Genomic DNA, 18,028 nt, shown 5'->3' on the forward strand with positions numbered 1-18,028 from the left:
TAAGATAAGGCTTGTGGATTTTGCAGGTGTAACCAAATTCAATCTTTGATAATTGGAAAAAGGAATAACAGGTCCTATGTCGAAGATAGTAAATTGTATTTTAGAATAAAGGTAGTTCAAGATGAGGAGTGTCGAGAGTGAACTACCCACTACCCTAAAGGGATAGTGGCTTCTGAAATGGAGCTAAGTTCACCAGACTCAGTATTCAGAAACGGATACTACGATAGTTAGGTCACGATACCTTCGGTTGACGCATCAGACCGTTGCTCTATCATTCACAGTTAAGTAGAACTGAGGTAAGGTTCGGTGCTGTGAGTGCAAAAAGCCTAATTATCTTTGTCGAGATGATGTCGGATTCTCTATTTGTTGGAGATATTGCCTTGAAGGGTGGAAAAACTAAAGGTCATCTAAAACATGCTACTCAAATGAATAGTATAAGAACTCAAATCCTGAAATCACTACCCTGTGCGGAAGAGACATTTGGATTCGTAACCAAGGAGCATAGACAGTTATTAAACTTACCTAAAGAGCATTGCATGGATGCCGTTGCTATTGCAAGTCAAGGCAATGAGGTTGAATTCAAAACTAATGTAGTATTATTCAAGAAGTGTGTGTCTGACGGTGACTATCAACAATCTAAAGGAGTCAGATCAGACCAAAGAATTCCGACAGGTAGAATTCAAGGGTTTAGGAAATTTGACAAGGTTAGGTATTTAGGCTCTGAGTATTTCATTAAGGGCAGAATGAGGACAGGGTATGCGATTCTAATGGATACCAAAGGGAACAAAGTAACCTTAAAACCCATACCGAAATTCAATAAGATGGAAAGAATACAGGCGAGGAAATCATGGATTATATCTCAAGAAATCATTCAAAATATCTCATAATGGCACATTTAATATTTGTTTGCAAATATCGTAAACAGTTATTAATTATGAAATGTTTGCCGGAATTATTATGATGGCTCTACTAGGGGTCAGTTTGTTTATAGAGGTAGATCTCTTGGAAAAGGTTCTTTGCCGTTGGCAGGATTTGAAAGGAAACTGAGCGAAAAACTTCTGACTGAACAGTGAATTGCATACTAAAGGAGTGAAAACCATGGCTGAATTCAAAGAAGTAAATAATTCTCAAGCTTGGAGTGAAGTTCTCGCTGAGTCGTGCCTGCGCAAGATTGTTATTTTCAAACACAGCACGACTTGTCCAGTTAGTGCTCGTGCCTGGAGCGAGGTCCAGAATTTTATCAGTGAAAGTACGAATGAGGTCCTTGTAACCATGATCAAGGTGATTGAATCTCGGCCGGTTTCCAATCAAGTGGCTGAAGAGTTTGGGATCAAGCATCAATCTCCTCAAGTGCTCCTCGTGAGTGATCGACAGGTTTTGTGGAATGCTTCTCATCAGTCAGTGACAGAAAGTAATATTATTAAGGCACTGGAAGGGGAATCTCAGCCTTTCAATATAAGCCTATAAAGCTGATAAGTATAGCCCATAAGAATTATATACATTATTTCCTTACACACAAAACACGCCCTTAGTTAATGCTGAGGGCGTTAGTTTATGTTGTATTTAGGCAAAGTAGCCTAATGAAGAGACTTTATCAGGCTGTTTATTACAAATAATAGAATAAATAAAGGTGATTGAATAGCAATCAGAGAATATATAGCTATTTTCTCGTACCTACTCTGGAGTTGGAACACAATGATTAAATTGTTTTAGTGCTTAGAGGATATTAGGAAGGGGATGCCAGCTACTCATGAAGTATAGAAAATTTGAGTTTAGACTTAATGACGGGGCTGCTCTTTTTGCTCGGGAGTGGCGACCTGAGCACGAAGTTAAGGGAGTTGTCTGCCTTGTACATGGAATGGGAGAACATAGTGGTCGGTATGCTCATTTGGCCTTGGCCTTAACCCAAGCAGGCTATGCACTAATGAGCTATGATCAACGTGGCCATGGAAAATCGTTGGGTCAGCGTGGCCATACGACCTCCTATGAAACCCTGTTGGATGATATTGATTGTTTCAAACAAGAATGTTTAAAACATTTTTCAAAGATACCTTTTTTCCTGTATGGACATAGCCTAGGTGGCAACCTAGTGCTTAATTATTGTTTACGCCGCCAGCCCAAATTCAAGGGAGTTATTGTAACGAGTCCTTGGCTTCGCTTGACGATTGAACCATCTGCGCGTGTTAGATTTTTAGCCTCATTAATGAATAAAGTTTGGCCTACTTTTTCACTGCCTAGTGGTATCGATGTTTATGCTTTATCTCATGACCTCAGTATTCTCGATACTTATAACTTAGATCCTCTTGTCCACGACCGCATTTCTGTCCGAATGTTTACGACGGTAGACCAGGCAGGATTCTGGGCGGTGGAAAATGCTGCCCAGTTTGATTTACCCTTGTTACTCATGCACGGCGGGAACGATCGCATTACATCCGCTGACGCTTCGTTAAAATTGGCGGCACAGATCAAGAAAGACTGTACTTTGAAAATTTGGCCCGGCTTGTATCATGAGCTTCATAATGAACCCGAAAAGGCAGAAATAATGGGCTATTTAATAAACTGGTTAGATTCTCTGACCATTGAAGCTAAAAATAGTAAATAATCTATGATATAATTCTTAATTGTACCTTACTCTTAAATGGGGTAAGGTATTTCGATGTACAAGGTGTAGAGGTGAAACATGGAAGCAACAAGGGAGATCTATTGGAATATTGACGGTAAGGGCATCATGTATATCATTGCGCTGATAGCATTGAGCATTTTCGTAGTGGGCTTTACCCAAAAGATTCGCAGCTGGCATAGGGGACGCCCTATCGTTTACGATAACCTAGGTCTAAGATTTAAGCTGTTTTTTTCAGCCATTATCAACCATGACAGAGGAGTTTTTAGGGGAAACTTTCGACGGTTCATGCATTTGAGCGTTTTTTATGGGTTTCTAATGTTAACCTTCGGAACTATGGTCATTGCCATCCAGGATCACTTTGGAATTCCGCTCTTCTATGGAAAGAAGTATTTAATTCTCAGCTTATTGCTTGACTTATTAGGATTATTGACCATGATAGGCATAGTCATGGCCACCTATAAACGATATATCTATAAACCGGATCATGAAGAGTACACTTATGATGACGCGATTTTGCTTATGCTTGTTTTTACGATCCTTTTTACTGGTTTCCTATTAGAGGGCTTGCGGATATATTCAACTGCTGATCCTTGGGCATGGTGGTCGCCTGTAGGTCTAGTGTTCTCCGTAGTAACTCAAAAATCCGGATTATCCCTTCCAATGGCCTTAGACCTGCATGGTTTTCTTTGGTATTTTCATATGCTTTTAACCTTTAGCTTTATCGCCTATATTCCTTATTCAAAATTATTTCACATGGTGGCATCTCCGCTAAACATTTTCCTTAGATCATTCTCTCCGTCAGGCACCTTGACTCCGATTGCTATCCTTCCTAACGGTGTAGAGAAGATTGGAGCTGGACGTCTTGAAGAGTTCACGAAGAAACAGCTTCTCGAATTAGATGCTTGTATTTCCTGTGGAAGGTGTCAAAAGGGTTGCCCAGCCTATATGAGTGGAACACCTTTATCTCCCAAAAAAGTGATCCAAAGTTTGAAAAGGCACGCTACAGAAAGGAACTCTCTCTTCAGAAGAGACCTGTCCAAAGCATCCCTTATAATCGATAAGGTTATTTCTAAAGAAACATTATTAGCTTGTTCGACATGTGGACTTTGCGAAGAAAAATGTCCAATGTCTATCGAACATGTTAAAAGAATCGTTGACATGCGCAGAAGTTTAAGCTCGAAGGATAAGGGCTATCCCCTTGAGGTTCAGTCAATCTTTGAGACTATCTCTAATACGGGAAATCCTTGGGGATTAAGTCAAGCTAATAAGTATTATTTAGCTGGTGAGTCACAAATTCCTCAACTTAGTGAAAAGAAGCAGACAGATATTCTCTATTGGGTGGGGTGTTTTGGATCCTATGAATCCCGAAATCAGAAAGTCTCACAGTCTATGTTCAGAATTTTAGATAAAGCGGGAATCGATTACGCCGTTTTGGGAACGGAAGAAAAATGTTGTGGAGATTCCGTAAGGCGTCTGGGTAATGAGAAGCTCTTTCAACAATTAGCCCATGAAAACATCCTAAATTTAAACCGCTACGAATTTAAGACCATCGTGACTCATTGTCCTCATTGTTTCAACACTCTTAAAAATGAGTATCCTCATTTCGGCGGGAATTATCAAGTAATACATCATTCCGAATTCATTTTAGATCTTATTAAGTCTCAAAAAATAAACCTAAAGGGAGTCCAAAAACGCAAAGTCACCTTTCATGATCCCTGTTATTTAGGGAGATATAATGCTCTATATCAGGCACCCAGAGAGGTCTTAGCCTCAATTCCAGGGTTAGAACTGGTAGAAATGAAGAATAATCGGACTTGGGCCTTCTGTTGTGGAGGGGGCGGTGGTCGAGTATGGGTGAAAAATGAAAGCGACGCCAAGGATGCACGCATTAATGACTTGTTGGTAAAGAAAGCTCTGAGAACTGAATCTGATATCCTGGCCAGCGCATGCTCGTTATGTTTAACAACGTTAACAGAAGCAATTTCTACTTTAGAGGCAGATATTGAAAATAAGGATATTGCAGAACTAGTATGCGACGCTCTTGATTAAACAGAGAAAACTTGGCCTAACGCCAATCCTTTAAGCGCTGGCGCTAGGCCCAATGTAAGCCAATCCATGGTCTATTCGACACTAGACAAGTCCTATGTCGTCGCCTTGGTTACACTTTTAGAGAAATCGTGATGATTCTAATTAATCTTTAGTATTTGGATTCCAATGGGATGACCAGCCAAGCAACCAGATAAGCCAAAAACCCTGTTCCTCCTAAGAAGAGAAGAAGTATTGCAGCAATCCGTACGAGGCTGGGATCTAATTTTAGGTATTCGGCCAATCCTCCGCAGACACCACCGAGTTGTTTATCAAGGTTAGATCGATACAAGCGTTTCGACATAACTTTCCCTCCCTTTCAAATTATCTTTCTAAAATTTATGTTCTGGGCTGTTTGTGTATCACACTCTTAATACGTACTAAAAGCTATAATTGTTACATTTTGAGGAAATAAATATTTAGGGCTTAATTACTTGGAGAATATTGTAAAAAAATAGAAAAAGAGTTTTTACCGGCCGATGGTAAAGACTCTTTTTTGACGTTGTTAAACTGTGCTTTGAATACAATTTTTGTTGGGTGCCATTTATTTACCGTAAACGGTAAATAGTGCGTCATAGAGTAAACAAAAACCGTCAAATGACGGTCCGTTGTGAATTATAGATTAGTCTGTTTTTTACATTCCTCCGGTAGCTTACCTGACCAAGGCAACAAATCTTCAAGAAAAGATAAGTTTGTATCATCTTCATGCTTTGGGATCTCACTCAGTAGATGTTTGAAGTACTGATACGGCTTAAGATTATTGGCCTTAGCAGTCTCAGCAATGCTGTAAGCGATGGCACTCGCTTTAGCACCATTGATCGTGTCAATTAAGTGCCAGTTATGTTTTCCAATGCAAAAGCCTCTTATCACCGATTCCGTAGCATTGTTATCAAGTGGTACATCCCCATGATCAAGAAATACTTTTAAATAGCGCTCTTGATTAAGGCAGTATAAAAGACCTTTGCCCGTTTCAGATTTTTCAGGGACTTCATTAACCTGTGATTTTGTCCATGCAAAGAAGGCCTCCACCTGAGGCTTCACGATGAGATGCCTTTGCCGTACGCGCTCCTCATTTGAGCACTCTGAAAGGTCATTGTCAAGTTTATAGATGGCAGCTATCTGCTTTAAAGCCTCATAGGCTAGGGTGCCTTTGGCTTTTTCTTCGCCTTGGGCTTTCACAACTTCTGCAAAGCGCCTTCGAGCATGACTCCAGCAACCTGCAACCGTCAGATTTTCACGTTCACTTTCCAGCGTGTGATAAACCTGATATCCGTCTGTCACGAGCACCCCAGAGTAATCCTTTAAGAACGTTCGGGGATGGTCTGCCTTTCTGGTTCGCTGGTATTCATACAAGATGATTGGTTGTTTATCGTACATTTTGCCTGTGCGATAGACCCACATATAACTTTTACTTCCTGCAGCTCTGCCATCTTTACTCACTTTCACGGGCGTTTCATCCGCTTGTAGAACAGGACTCTCAAGTAATTCCTGATGCATTCTGTCATAAAGTAAAGAAAGGTATCGCTCACTGCACTGGATCGTCCAGTTTGCCATGTTCTGCCTAGAAATGTTCACATCATGTCGCTTGAATTCTTGCTCCAATCGATAAAGCGGTAGTGCATTGATATACTTGCTGTTAAAGATCGCCGCCTGTAGCGACGGCGTCACGATGCTGTTTCTAAGAAGATCTTTATCGCGTTTCGCACGCACAATGGTCTGATTATCTGCGCCACAATAAACAGCGACGTGGTGTTCTTCCACTTCAAAAGTCGCTGGATGAAAAGCAAGTCTTTTATAAACTTCGTCTGGTAGCCTACGCCATTTGTCACCAAAGATCTCTTTTAGTTCAAGTTCACTCATTTCATGATGGAGGACCTTGATAGGTAAGTCTTTAAGATCTGCTTCGCGTTTTCCCTTTTGCTTTTTGCGCTTAGTCGGTTTTGAATAAACCTCGTCTAGCTCAGGCTCAGTGATCGATTCGTTAGCGTCAACAATGGCTTCAGCTTCGTTGAAGTAAAGCTCCATTTGACCATCTAAAACGATCTTCTCACTCGATCTGCCAAAACGTCGTTGATTGGCCAGGGCGACTTGTTCCAGTAACAAATCGATCTTTTTGTTAAGGACATTCATCTGCTCCTGCTGCATGTCACTGGTTTTCTTTAAGGATTCTGTGATTTCCTGAAGTGCCATGTACATGGTTACGATGGTTTCCTTACTATAGTCAGTTAGTTGTTTTTCGGTCAATTTTTTCTCCATGATTTCACTTTATCACACGGAAGATGCAGTGTACAGAAGGAATGAGCTTGCTTTTAAAATTGTGGAAAAGTTTAAAATTTAACATTTTTAAATCGTTTTATCCACAGGTATTTTGGCTAAATTGCGCGTTTTGGAGAAGATTGATGAACCTTTTTCTTGGGGTCAAGTGTGAGACCTTCTGTCAACCAACGAAATTGTTGTAAGGTAATGTTTCGAGCAGCTTCTTCAGTACGTGGCCACTGGAATTGTCCGTTCTCAAGACGTTTATAGAGCATTAGAAAACCGTCATTTTCCCATACCAGTCCCTTGATTCGATCGGTTCTTCTTCCGCAAAACAGAAAAAGTACATTTTGGAAGGGATTAAGCTGAAACTTCTGCTGAATAAGGGCGCTTAGCCCATCTATTCCACTTCTCAAATCGGTGTAACCACAGACGATATAGATTTGATCAAATCCAGAGGCACTATTAAACATTTCTAAGGCCCCTGAGCACATTTAAGATTAGCTCTTGCGATGTTTGATTTCCAAACTCGATGGTAATTTCACCGAGTTTGATAATAACTTCTGGTTGACCTGTTGAGTTAGCTTTAACATTTTTAACATGACTTAATTCGTTTGTTTTCGGTTGTGATAGCATTGGAACAAAAGAGACCTCACCATTTCTATCATCTTGATCAATGGATTCGACGATAGAGTGACGGATTTTCTTAAGCCAATAATAATAAGATGTTTCTTTTACGTTATTCTGCCGGCACCAATCTCTGATGCCTAATCCACTGGCATTGTGTTCTGAAATGATAGCAACCCACTTATCATAACGATACTGAGCAGTTAATGATTTCACTTTACTGTCCATACGCACAGCTCCTTGATTATAGTTTTTCTAGTACTTGAAAAACTGTTAGAAGTTCTCAAGTTTTTAGAGATTCATATATTCAAGGTTAACATGACAAGTAATTTTAAGACAGGTACTCATTATTTACCGTTTACTATTTACCTTCTGCATATGCTGTCAATACACACCCAAGTGGAAAGGTGAAATTCTTAATCCAAGCAGAACTTATCTGAAGTATGACGAAACTTGTCAGTAAATAATACCTATAAAAAGAAAGGAAATACAATTGCCAAGGAGAATGATTACTAAAACCATGAATGTACTTACGTTTTTTTATAGTTAGGGTTGTTCCCTTGACAGCAGTTATATAAATAATAATGTTGAATAAAGTATTGGAGGTACAAATTGTATGTTTAAGGATAAAGAAAGCTTTAAGCAAGCCTTTTTGATGAAGTTGATTGAGGGGGAAGGAATTACAACAGATGAAGCAACCGCTTGGGATAAATTTGTTGCCTTGGTCTTGTTGCTAAAAGAAAAAATGAGCTATTATCGGGCCATAAACAAAAATTCAATCTCTCAAGGGAAGCAAGTCTATTACTTTTCCATGGAGTTTCTGATTGGTAAGCTTCTGAATAATTATTTGGTAAACTTTAAGATCGAGGATCTAGTAAGAGCTGGTTTATTAGATTTGGGTATTAATCTAGATGAGCTATTGGAGCAAGAAGTAGATCCTGGCTTAGGTAATGGAGGGTTAGGAAGATTAGCAGCCTGTTTACTCGATTCGATGGCTTTCTTAGGAATTGATGGTCATGGTAATGGGATTCGCTATAAGTATGGGTTATTTGAACAAAAGATTGTTGGCGGCAATCAAGTTGAGGTGGCAGATAACTGGCTTAAGAATGGTTATCCTTGGGAAACAAGAAAGCCGGATAAGGCCGTGATTGTTAAATTCAAGGGAACTGTAAGAACTGAGTTCAGAGATGGGCGAGCATTCTTTAACCATGAGAACTATGAACAAGTCTTAGCTGTGCCTTATGATGTTCCGATTATGAGCTATGACAATTCAAGGTATATCAATAACTTAAGGTTATGGAGTGCTGAGACGATCTGTAGCGAACTAGATTTGGCCTGTTTCAATCGCGGAGAGTTCAATCAAGCCACCAGCTTTAAGTCGGAAGTAGAGGCAATTTCCTATATTCTATACCCCGATGATAGTAGTAGAGCAGGAAGAGAGTTAAGGCTTAAACAAGAATACTTCTTTGTTGCTGCAGGGTTAGGGACGATTGTCCGGAGTTATAAAAAAAGGAACCATTTAAGTTCTTTACATGACTTCTCTCGACGTGTCTCAGTTCATATCAATGATACTCATCCAGTTTTATGTATTCCTGAGCTGATGCGCATCTTGATCGATGAAGAAAGAATGGGCTGGGATGAAGCTTGGAATATCACTGTCAACACTATGTCGTTTACCAATCATACGGTTATGCCTGAAGCTATGGAAAAATGGCCAATTGAGATGGTTAAAAATCTTTTGCCGAGAATTTATTTGATTATTGAGGAAATCGATCGAAGATTTAAAGAAGATTTAACTGCCCGTTATATGGATGATGAGGAAGTGATACGCAACACCCATATTTTAAAAGATGGTTATGTTTGGATGGCTAATTTGGCTATTATCGGTAGTTCATCCGTCAACGGGGTTGCGAAGTTACATACCAAAATTCTTAAGAATGAGGTTTTTAAAGATTACTATCGAGTTTTTGGCTACAAATTTAATAATAAGACCAATGGAGTTAATCACAGGCGATTTTTACTAGCCGCAAATCCTAAATTATCTCACTTGATCACAGAGGCAATCGGCCCCAACTGGCAGGAAGATGCCGGAGAACTCAAGAAACTTCACATCTTAAAGGATGATGATAGTTTTTTGGAACAACTCGCTAAGGTTAAATACGAAAACAAATGCCGATTAGCCGAGCGGGTTAAGTTAAAATATGGGCTGGTCCTTGACCCGCAGTCAATTTTTGATGTTCAAGTGAAGAGAATTCATGCTTACAAACGACAATTACTGAACGTGTTAAAGATCATGCACTTATTTAATAAAGGGTTAAATGAGCCGGAGGCTTTGTCAGGATCACAAACGTTCATTTTCGGTGGAAAAGCAGCCCCGGGCTATCACTATGCTAAAACTGTGATTAAGCTGATTAATACTCTGAGCACAAAAATTGAACAAGATTCTCGGGTCAACCAAAAACTTAAGGTCGTATTCTTGGAGAACTTTAATGTCTCTCAAGGAGAATTGATTTATCCAGCAGCTGACATTAGTGAACAGATCTCTACTGCCAGTAAAGAAGCTTCCGGAACAGGCAATATGAAATTCATGATGAATGGGGCCCTCACCTTAGGAACTTTAGATGGAGCCAATGTCGAAATTAAAGAAGCTGTAGGTGAGGATAATATCTTCATCTTTGGGCTTAGCGCTGAACAAGTATTGGCTTACACCAGTGATGGAGGATATAAGCCATGGGATGAATACCACAACAACTATGATATTAGAACGTGTGTGGATCAATTAAACAGTGGATTTTTCTATAATATGGGGGATGAATTTAGGACATTATATGATTCCCTGATGATCTATAATGACGAGTTTTTTGTCTTAAAAGATTTTAGTTCATATCTTGAAATGCATCAAAAGCTCCAAGCGCTTTATCTGAATCAAAAGGATTGGAACCAAATTTGTTTGGCCAATATTGCTAATTCAGGAGTCTTTTCCAGTGATAGAACGATTAGAGAATATGCCGATTGGATATGGAAGATTAGATACCGAACCGTGAACAGTATTTCTTCTCATTGAACAATTTATGGAAGTGTAATTCATATAGTTGAGGAAACCGAAGGAAGTTGGTATAACGTGACGGCGAGTGCGATGTAAACAAAATTACGAGTTTATTGCCGCACTCACACTAAGATTGTGGACAAACCTCTACCCAAATACACTTCGATCAACCTTTGGTTGACCTCAAAAGTACAGTCATCTAAATCTAAAATGGAGAGGTGGTAGATTATGAAAATCGTTTTTGTGACTGCTGAAGCAGATCCATTTGTTAAAACTGGTGGTTTAGGGGAAGTCGCCGGTTCGTTACCTGCCTTCTTGCATAAACAAGGAATTGATGTGCGCGTTATTATGCCGAAGTACAGTAGTATATCAGACGATTTTCAAAGGAAGTTTACACATCTTACCCATTTCGATGTTCCTGTCGCTTGGCGTAAACAGTATTGCGGTTTGGATGAGATGATCTACCAGGGGGTACCTTATTATTTTATTGACAATCAATATTATTTTAAACGTCAACTTGTCTATGAAGAATATGATGATGCAGAGCGATTTGCATTTTTTTCTCGAGCAGCACTGGAAAGTTTAATTCACATACCGGGATTCAAATCAGATATCATCCATTGTCATGATTGGCATACGGCATTAATCCCCCTCATGCTTAAAACGTTTTATAGTCGTGAGCCCCTGTACTATCCCATTAAAACGGTATTTACGATTCACAATCTAAACTATCAGGGGATTTTCCCGAAGGAAGTTCTTGGTGATATTCTAGGCCTTGGGATGGATTTTTTTACTCAAAATGGATTAGAATTTCATGGTGCAATCAATTTTTTGAAGGGTGCTCTACTTTATGCCAATCAAATTACGACGGTGAGTCCGACGTATGCGGAGGAAATACAAAATCCTTTTTATGGCGAAAGCCTAGATGGCTTGTTAAGAAAAAGAAGAGAATCGCTCACGGGTATTCTAAATGGCATTGACTATGAGGTCTATGATCCCTTGAGCGATCCCTATCTTGTTGAGACATATCACAATTTCCCACTTGCTAAAGAGAAAAATAAGAAGCACTTACAACGTCTTCTGGGACTTCCTGTTAGAGGAGACAGAGCTGTATTAGGTATGGTAAGCCGACTTGTAGACCAAAAAGGCTTGGATCTCTTGGCCCATGTTATAGAGGAGATCCTGGAACTGGATATCCAGCTGGTTATCCTCGGTACAGGAGAGAACCGCTATGAAGAAATGTTACGTTATTACCGCTCTAAATATCCCGAAAAACTGGTCACAAGGTTAGATTTTTCTGATCAACTAGCGCATCAAATCTATGCTGGGATCGATATGCTCCTCATGCCCTCACGTTATGAACCCTGCGGTATTGCTCAAATGATTGCTATGCGCTATGGGACCGTTCCAATTGTACGGGAAACTGGAGGTTTAAAGGATACAATTATACCGTATAATGACATTACCGGGTCGGGTAACGGATTTGGTTTTGTGAATTATAATGCTCACGAATTATTGTATACAGTACAACGGGCCTTGCGTATTTATCAAGAAGATAAGCAAGCCTGGAACAATATACAACTTAAGGCTTTAAAGAGCGATTTTAGTTGGAAGAGATCCGCGAATGCTTACATAGAGATTTATAAGTCATTATTGCATATATCTTAAGAGTAGACTATGTAAACCGAAGCCGAATACGCTAAAGTTAATCTTCGTCAAACTATAGTCTTCTGCTTGCTTAAACTATTGCCTAAATCATATGAGCAATAATGAGTGTCGAACAAACCCAGTTTTTCTTAAAGGGAGAAAAACCGGGTTTGTTCGACATTTTTCTACCTATCTATAAAAACTATTGACTTGAATTACAATCATGCACTATAATAAATCCTAATCAATTATAAACATATCGGAATACATATGTATTAAATTATTTATAACATATGGAGCCAAGTGAGTTTCCTTCACCCATAGCCAAGCCCCTGGATTGGGATTGGTTCAGCTAAACTTAGTTAGAGTTAAAATTGACCGAAGAAAGCTTTCCTTAGGGTTAATCGTATCAAAATAGAAAGCGAGTGTTGAAGAGATGGCTAAGCTTGATAATAAGTCGTTAAAAAAAATGGGTTTTATGAGGCAGATCCAGGAGGACACCTTTTCAATGAGAATAAAGGTTGTCGGAGGTCAATTAAGAGCAGACAAGTTAAAAAAGGTCTATGAGATTGCTCAGGTATATGGCGATGGATATATTCATATTACATCAAGACAAGGGATTGAAATCCCTTTTATTAAGCTTGAGCATATTGATACCATAAAAAATGAATTACTTAAAGCGGGATTAGAGCTAGGGTCTAGTGGACCTAGGGTAAGAGCAGTTACCGCTTGTCTGGGAAGCGCTATCTGTCCAAGCGGCTTGATTGATACAACAGCACTTGCCAATGAACTTGATAAACGATATTTTGCCAAAGACCTTCCCCATAAGTTTAAAATGGGAGTTACAGGGTGCAGGAATAACTGTTTGAAAGCGGAAGAAAATGACCTTGGGGTAAAAGGTGGCATTCAACCGTGCTGGGAGAAGATGGACTGTAGTTTCTGCGGCATATGTGAAGCTGTTTGCCCCGGAAAAGCGATTAAAGTGGATAAAGGGAATAGGGATCTCAAATTTGTTGAAGATCAATGTATTAATTGTGGGAAGTGTGTAAAATCATGCCCCTTAGATGCTTGGCAAGGAAAAAGTGGCTTTCTTGTGTATTTTGGGGGTACTTTGGGTCAGCAAATTGCTACAGGAATTAAGTTTATGCCGCTGATTTTTGAAAAAACAGAGCTATTTAGAGTAATCGATGCAACATTAGCCTTCTTCGTAAACTACGGCAAGCCAAAAGAACGTTTACGGCGAACCATAGAGCGAGTTGGCTGGGAAGTACTGAAGAAGGAATTAGCGGATACTTCTCTGACCACTAAGGATGATTATGACAATATTTCCGATATTGTTGCACGTTAGAACATTTTTTTTCTGACAAAAATCCAGTAATTAGATTGGAAAGTAGGGATATAGTGTGGGACTGGCAAATAATATCTTCTGGCATGAAGGAAGTGTCACTAGGCAAGATCGGGAGCGCATCTTGGGGCATAAAATTATTTCTTTTGCAGAAAGCCTCGGTGGAGTGGAGAGCTTAATAACTTATCCCTGGACCCAGACCCATTTAGATCTACCTATCCAAACCAGAGAGCGTTTAGGGTCAACGATCGTTTACTTAGATTATCAGTAGGAATTGAAGATGTTCAGGATTTAATAGACGATTTATCACAGGGTATGGGCGCCAGGGTTATTATTGGATAATAGATTAAAATAACGTATAGTGCCTAATTTTATCGGATATACTTAAAGTTTAAATTCCAATTTGACATTGGAAGTATTTAGTAGAATAATGTACTTGAATAGATTTATTAGATAAACTTATAAAATAATATAAGTTTATTGTTTGTCTATATTTTTAGGGAAACTGGAGAAATAAAGTATGAAAAAATTGTTCGGAATTTTTTTAAAAGGTCTCTTTGTCTTAACACCCATAGTAATTACATTCTACATTCTGTATAAAATGTTTTTAATCACAGATGGCTTGTTCAAAGGGGCGCTAGAGCGTGCAGGTTTATATTTTCCAGGATTCGGGGTTATCGTGACACTTGTTGTGATTTTCCTGGTAGGCTTGTTAGCATCAAACTGGCTTACGAATAAATTACTAAATTACTTGGATAAGCTTTTTATTAAAGTTCCACTACTGGGTAGCATCTATGGAATTATTAAAGACACGGTGAATTCCTTTTCGGCCAATAAGAAAGGTTTTTCTCGTCTAGTAGTTGTCAATATGTCCCATGAGTTTAAACTTTTGGGATTCCTCACCAATGATGAAGAAAGTGCCTTTATTCCTAAAGGGTATGTGGCAGTCTACTTAATGCAGTCAATGCAATGGGCCGGAAATCTGATTCTTGTGCCGGAAGAGAAAGTTCAGCAGCTCGAAGTTACTTCCGAAGAAGCCTTGAAGTTTATAGCTTCCGCTGGACTTCTAAGTAAAAAGACAACATAAAGAGTGAATGTTTAAGGCTTGCCCAAATAGGGCAAGCCTTGATAAATAGTAACTTTTACTTGATTTGATTAATTACTCAGCTAGAAATGTTGCGCAATCTGTCATTTCAGTGTTCTTTGCATTTGGGGATTGAACTTCGATTTTGTCTGCATGGCAATGATCTCCGGTGCCATAATAATGGCAAGTATTTACTACACATTTGATTCCACCGTTAGGTTGAGGCATTTTTTGAGCGCGTCCTGTCATATTTAGACAATCCTCCTTTGTTTTCAATTCCATAATATTATTGTCCACTTTGTCTAATTATATGAATACCAATTTCTAACTTTATTTCTTTGTTATAACTAAAATACTTTGGATGATATAAACTGTATGTCGTTAGCCTAAGCCTAAAAATGTTTATTTAAAGCAAATAGCTGTATGATATAATTTAAAACAGATTTACAAAAGCTAATTTTCAAAGATATTTAGACACTAGCAAATGAGCCATAGATTAACCTGGATATGGTTTAAGTCGATTAACAGACTGGTAAAAAGGAGAGTTGTCAATAATGGATACGAAGCTCGAAAAAAAGAGATTGGCGCCCTTTAAAGCGAAGGCGAACGAATACCTTAAAGATAAGAAAAAATTGTTAGGCCTTCTCAATGAAGCATTGCAAAAAGCTACTACGAACCGAAGAGCATTGGGTGAAACTTGGGAGAAGCTACAGCTACTATTTGGGGTATTAAAAGATTGGATTAACGGCAACTATAAGGAGATGCCCACGCGCTCACTCTTAATAATTGTCTTAGGGATCGTCTATTTCGTTTCTCCTATGGATGGAATCTTCGACTATATTCCCTTTGCGGGGTTAGTGGATGACGCTGCGGTAGCTGGCTTTGTCATTACTCAAGTTAGTGTTGATCTAGACAGATATAAACTATGGAAAAAGCAAATCGAATCCGAAAAAGAATCAGATCAGCCAGATAGCCAATTAGTTCAACACAATACATCAACTTCCTAAGAGTGTCTGATTATCATGGAATTAGTCTACGATAATAAAACATTCAGTGCGTATAGATAGTGCTCTTGTCCAAAAATTGAATTTGCTTTTTAATAAGTAAGGTGGAAGTAAGAAATAGTACTTCCACCTTACTTATTTTTATGTGAATCAAATCAATCCAGCTAGACATAAATTGTGTGTTATTTATCAAATATTCATAAAATTACATCTATACTAGGAGAATAATTAGTTGTAAAATTATATTAAGGTACAAACTCTAAATAAATCTAGCTAGAAACGCGGGTGAGCTAATGAAGAGGATATCGGGATTTACCAAATCGTTACTAATGTCTGAAATTAAAATTAACCAATCCTATGTCCAACAAATAGCAGAAGTGATCGCAGCAGTGATAGAATTTGAGGTTGCAATCATTGATAAGAATTTAGAAGTTATTGCAGGAACCGGTAAATATCGGGGTGAAATTGGTATAGTTTATGGCGAAGGATCTATCACGGATCAAATCATTCATAGTGGTGGCAATTTTGTCTTAGATGATGAACCTCTTAAACATAGGATTTGCAAAGACTGTAATCAAAAAATCATCTGCAAACTCAAAGCCGCAATACTTTCTCCAATCGTATTAAACGGATATGTAATTGGCACAATTTCAATTTTTGCTTTCGATGAAGTGGAAAAGAATCAGCTACTCTCTAACCGAGACAAGTTGCAAGATTTTTTAATGAAGATTTCAGCCTTAACAAGTAGTAAGATTGGTGAGAATCAAATGCATGGTCGCCTCTCATTAATGGCAAACCAATTTAGCGCAGTCATAAACTCTATTGTCGAGGGACTCGTAGCGATTGATCATGCAGGTTTTATAACTCATATTAACAAGTCTGCCGAAAAGTTATTGAGTATTTCTACTCAGCAAGCTTGTGGGCAACACATAAATGATATTTTCCCTGAATTTTCTGTTCCTAAAGTGCTGAACTTTGGACAACATTATGCCGAGCAAGAAATCAAGTATAAAAACAAGGAAGAACTATGCCTATTTATCAGTACGATTACACCCATAAAAATGGATCAGGAAATTATCGGTTTGGTTATTTCCTTCCGAAGTATCCGCGAGCTGCGAAAGTTAGCGGGACGATTGATTCGAGAAGATCGCAAATATACTCTTGACGGAATATTAGGAACCAGTAAAGCGATGACCCTACTTAAGCAAAAAATGCAACTTGTCGCTGCAACAGACTCGACAATCTTAATTACAGGCGAGAGTGGAACCGGTAAAGAGTTATTTGCCCGAGCTATTCACGAAGAAAGCCATCGAAAAAACGGCCCATTTATCGCCATAAATTGCGGAGCTATTCCGGAAGCGCTCCTAGAGAGTGAACTATTCGGGTATGAAGAAGGAGCCTTTACTGGAGCTAGTCGCGGCGGTAAGCCAGGAAAATTCGAACAAGCGGATGGTGGAACAATATTTCTCGATGAAATCGGTGACATGCCGATGCATCTTCAGGTGAAGTTGTTACGAGTGTTGCAAGAAGTCAAAATTGATCGGATCGGTGGAGTAAAACCTGTGTGGGTCGATGTCCGGATTATCGCTGCGACAAATCGCAATCTCGAAGAAATGATCAAAGAAAAGTTATTTAGAAGTGATCTCTTCTATAGGTTAAGTGTTATTCCATTTTATATTCCACCGTTGCGTGAACGGAAAGAAGACTTGATGCTTTTGCTCTATCATTTTTTAGATAAGTATAATCTGATTCTTGGTAAACAAATAACTGGTTTTACACAAGAAGCCCAGAGGAAAATGCTAACATACCCTTGGCTGGGGAATGTAAGAGAACTTGAAAATGCAGTTGAGTATGCAGTAAATATTGTCACGAAAAATGTTATCGACTGCACTTGCTTGTCCTCTCGAGTCAATGACTATTATGAACAGAATGTCAGTCTACCTAGAGGTGATGTTCAACCAACTATAGCTGAGTTAGAAAGAAATGCTATCATAGCTGCGTTGAAAAGGTTCGGTACTAGCGGTCAAGCTAAAGAAAAGGCAGCCGATAGCCTGGGCATAAGTAGATCTACTTTCTATAGAAAGGTAAAAGATCTGGAACTAGAAGATAATATAATCACTAAATACAGATAGATACAAGTTGATAACTCGAGGAGATTAAATGTCCTAAACAAAGACCCAGCATTATAGTGTGCTGGGTTTGCTTATTAAACGTGCGCTTGAAGTATATTCAATAATAATTATTTGTAAAGTTTCAAGCGCTTACAAATTTCAAATTTAAAATATTTAGTTTATGGAAGATTAATTTGCTT

15 protein-coding genes and 1 pseudogene are annotated in these 18,028 nt (G+C 38.8%); 11 read left to right on the forward strand and 5 right to left on the reverse strand.

All coding sequences use genetic code 11. The features are described from left to right. Window positions 1-263 precede the first annotated feature (263 nt). The 4 genes from ACYQ3Q_RS15515 to ACYQ3Q_RS15530 all read left to right on the forward strand — a co-directional run bounded on the left by ACYQ3Q_RS15515 (window position 264) and on the right by ACYQ3Q_RS15530 (window position 4,672). Window positions 264-887: a hypothetical protein gene (locus ACYQ3Q_RS15515; RefSeq protein WP_459929442.1), complete on the forward strand. Its 624-nt coding sequence runs from the start codon at window positions 264-266 to the stop codon at window positions 885-887. Window positions 888-1,098: 211 nt separating this feature from the next. Next, the gene (ytxJ, locus tag ACYQ3Q_RS15520) at window positions 1,099-1,467 is read left to right on the forward strand and encodes a bacillithiol system redox-active protein YtxJ (RefSeq protein WP_459929443.1); all 369 of its coding nucleotides are present in this window, start codon (window positions 1,099-1,101) and stop codon (window positions 1,465-1,467) included. Window positions 1,468-1,750: 283 nt separating this feature from the next. Next, a complete protein-coding gene (locus ACYQ3Q_RS15525) occupies window positions 1,751-2,602 on the forward strand; it encodes an alpha/beta hydrolase (protein ID WP_459929444.1) in 852 nt (283 codons plus the stop codon). A gap of 78 nt (window positions 2,603-2,680) precedes the next feature. Beyond that, complete coding sequence (locus tag ACYQ3Q_RS15530) at window positions 2,681-4,672, forward strand: heterodisulfide reductase-related iron-sulfur binding cluster (RefSeq protein ID WP_459929445.1); 1,992 nt, start codon at window positions 2,681-2,683, stop codon at window positions 4,670-4,672. Between the two features lie 148 nt (window positions 4,673-4,820). On the opposite strand, the gene ACYQ3Q_RS15535 is transcribed toward ACYQ3Q_RS15530, so the two are convergent. The 4 genes from ACYQ3Q_RS15535 to tnpA form a co-directional block, all read right to left on the reverse strand. After that, window positions 4,821-5,012 carry a PspC domain-containing protein gene (locus ACYQ3Q_RS15535; protein WP_459929446.1) on the reverse strand — a complete coding sequence of 64 codons (192 nt, stop codon included), beginning with the start codon at window positions 5,010-5,012 and terminating at the stop codon, window positions 4,821-4,823. Window positions 5,013-5,323: 311 nt separating this feature from the next. Continuing rightward, window positions 5,324-6,964, reverse strand: a complete 1,641-nt coding sequence (gene tnpC, locus ACYQ3Q_RS15540; RefSeq protein WP_459929447.1) for an IS66 family transposase — start codon at window positions 6,962-6,964, stop codon at window positions 5,324-5,326. Window positions 6,965-7,080: 116 nt separating this feature from the next. Beyond that, window positions 7,081-7,437: an IS66 family insertion sequence element accessory protein TnpB gene (gene tnpB / locus ACYQ3Q_RS15545; protein ID WP_459929448.1), complete on the reverse strand. Its 357-nt coding sequence runs from the start codon at window positions 7,435-7,437 to the stop codon at window positions 7,081-7,083. Then, window positions 7,430-7,819, reverse strand: coding sequence for an IS66 family insertion sequence element accessory protein TnpA (gene tnpA / locus ACYQ3Q_RS15550; protein WP_459929449.1), 390 nt, complete (start codon window positions 7,817-7,819; stop codon window positions 7,430-7,432). The genes tnpB and tnpA overlap by 8 nt, the downstream gene beginning before the upstream one ends. A gap of 388 nt (window positions 7,820-8,207) precedes the next feature. On the opposite strand from tnpA, the gene ACYQ3Q_RS15555 reads away from it, so the two are divergent. The 5 genes and pseudogenes from ACYQ3Q_RS15555 to ACYQ3Q_RS15575 all read left to right on the forward strand — a co-directional run bounded on the left by ACYQ3Q_RS15555 (window position 8,208) and on the right by ACYQ3Q_RS15575 (window position 14,716). Continuing rightward, window positions 8,208-10,655: a glycogen/starch/alpha-glucan phosphorylase gene (locus ACYQ3Q_RS15555; RefSeq protein WP_459929450.1), complete on the forward strand. Its 2,448-nt coding sequence runs from the start codon at window positions 8,208-8,210 to the stop codon at window positions 10,653-10,655. A 210-nt stretch (window positions 10,656-10,865) separates the two neighbouring features. Continuing rightward, window positions 10,866-12,305, forward strand: coding sequence for a glycogen synthase GlgA (gene glgA / locus ACYQ3Q_RS15560; RefSeq protein WP_459929451.1), 1,440 nt, complete (start codon window positions 10,866-10,868; stop codon window positions 12,303-12,305). Between the two features lie 415 nt (window positions 12,306-12,720). Next, window positions 12,721-13,632: a 4Fe-4S binding protein gene (locus ACYQ3Q_RS15565; RefSeq protein WP_459929452.1), complete on the forward strand. Its 912-nt coding sequence runs from the start codon at window positions 12,721-12,723 to the stop codon at window positions 13,630-13,632. Between the two features lie 163 nt (window positions 13,633-13,795). Next, window positions 13,796-13,971 (forward strand): annotated as a pseudogene (locus ACYQ3Q_RS15570) (PLP-dependent transferase). A 178-nt stretch (window positions 13,972-14,149) separates the two neighbouring features. After that, window positions 14,150-14,716 (forward strand): DUF502 domain-containing protein, encoded by a 567-nt coding sequence (locus ACYQ3Q_RS15575; RefSeq protein WP_459929453.1) that lies wholly within the window; start codon window positions 14,150-14,152, stop codon window positions 14,714-14,716. Window positions 14,717-14,788: 72 nt separating this feature from the next. On the opposite strand, the gene ACYQ3Q_RS15580 is transcribed toward ACYQ3Q_RS15575, so the two are convergent. Beyond that, on the reverse strand, window positions 14,789-14,962 hold the full coding sequence (locus tag ACYQ3Q_RS15580; protein WP_459929454.1) for a DUF1540 domain-containing protein: 174 nt from the start codon (window positions 14,960-14,962) through the stop codon (window positions 14,789-14,791). Between the two features lie 305 nt (window positions 14,963-15,267). On the opposite strand from ACYQ3Q_RS15580, the gene ACYQ3Q_RS15585 reads away from it, so the two are divergent. Together ACYQ3Q_RS15585 and ACYQ3Q_RS15590 are read left to right on the forward strand one after the other, a co-directional pair. Continuing rightward, on the forward strand, window positions 15,268-15,720 hold the full coding sequence (locus ACYQ3Q_RS15585) for a YkvA family protein (RefSeq protein ID WP_459929455.1): 453 nt from the start codon (window positions 15,268-15,270) through the stop codon (window positions 15,718-15,720). A 326-nt stretch (window positions 15,721-16,046) separates the two neighbouring features. Further along, window positions 16,047-17,849: a sigma 54-interacting transcriptional regulator gene (locus ACYQ3Q_RS15590; RefSeq protein WP_459929456.1), complete on the forward strand. Its 1,803-nt coding sequence runs from the start codon at window positions 16,047-16,049 to the stop codon at window positions 17,847-17,849. Window positions 17,850-18,028: the final 179 nt, after the last annotated feature.

The sequence above is a fragment of the Desulfosporosinus burensis genome (genome assembly GCF_054657535.1).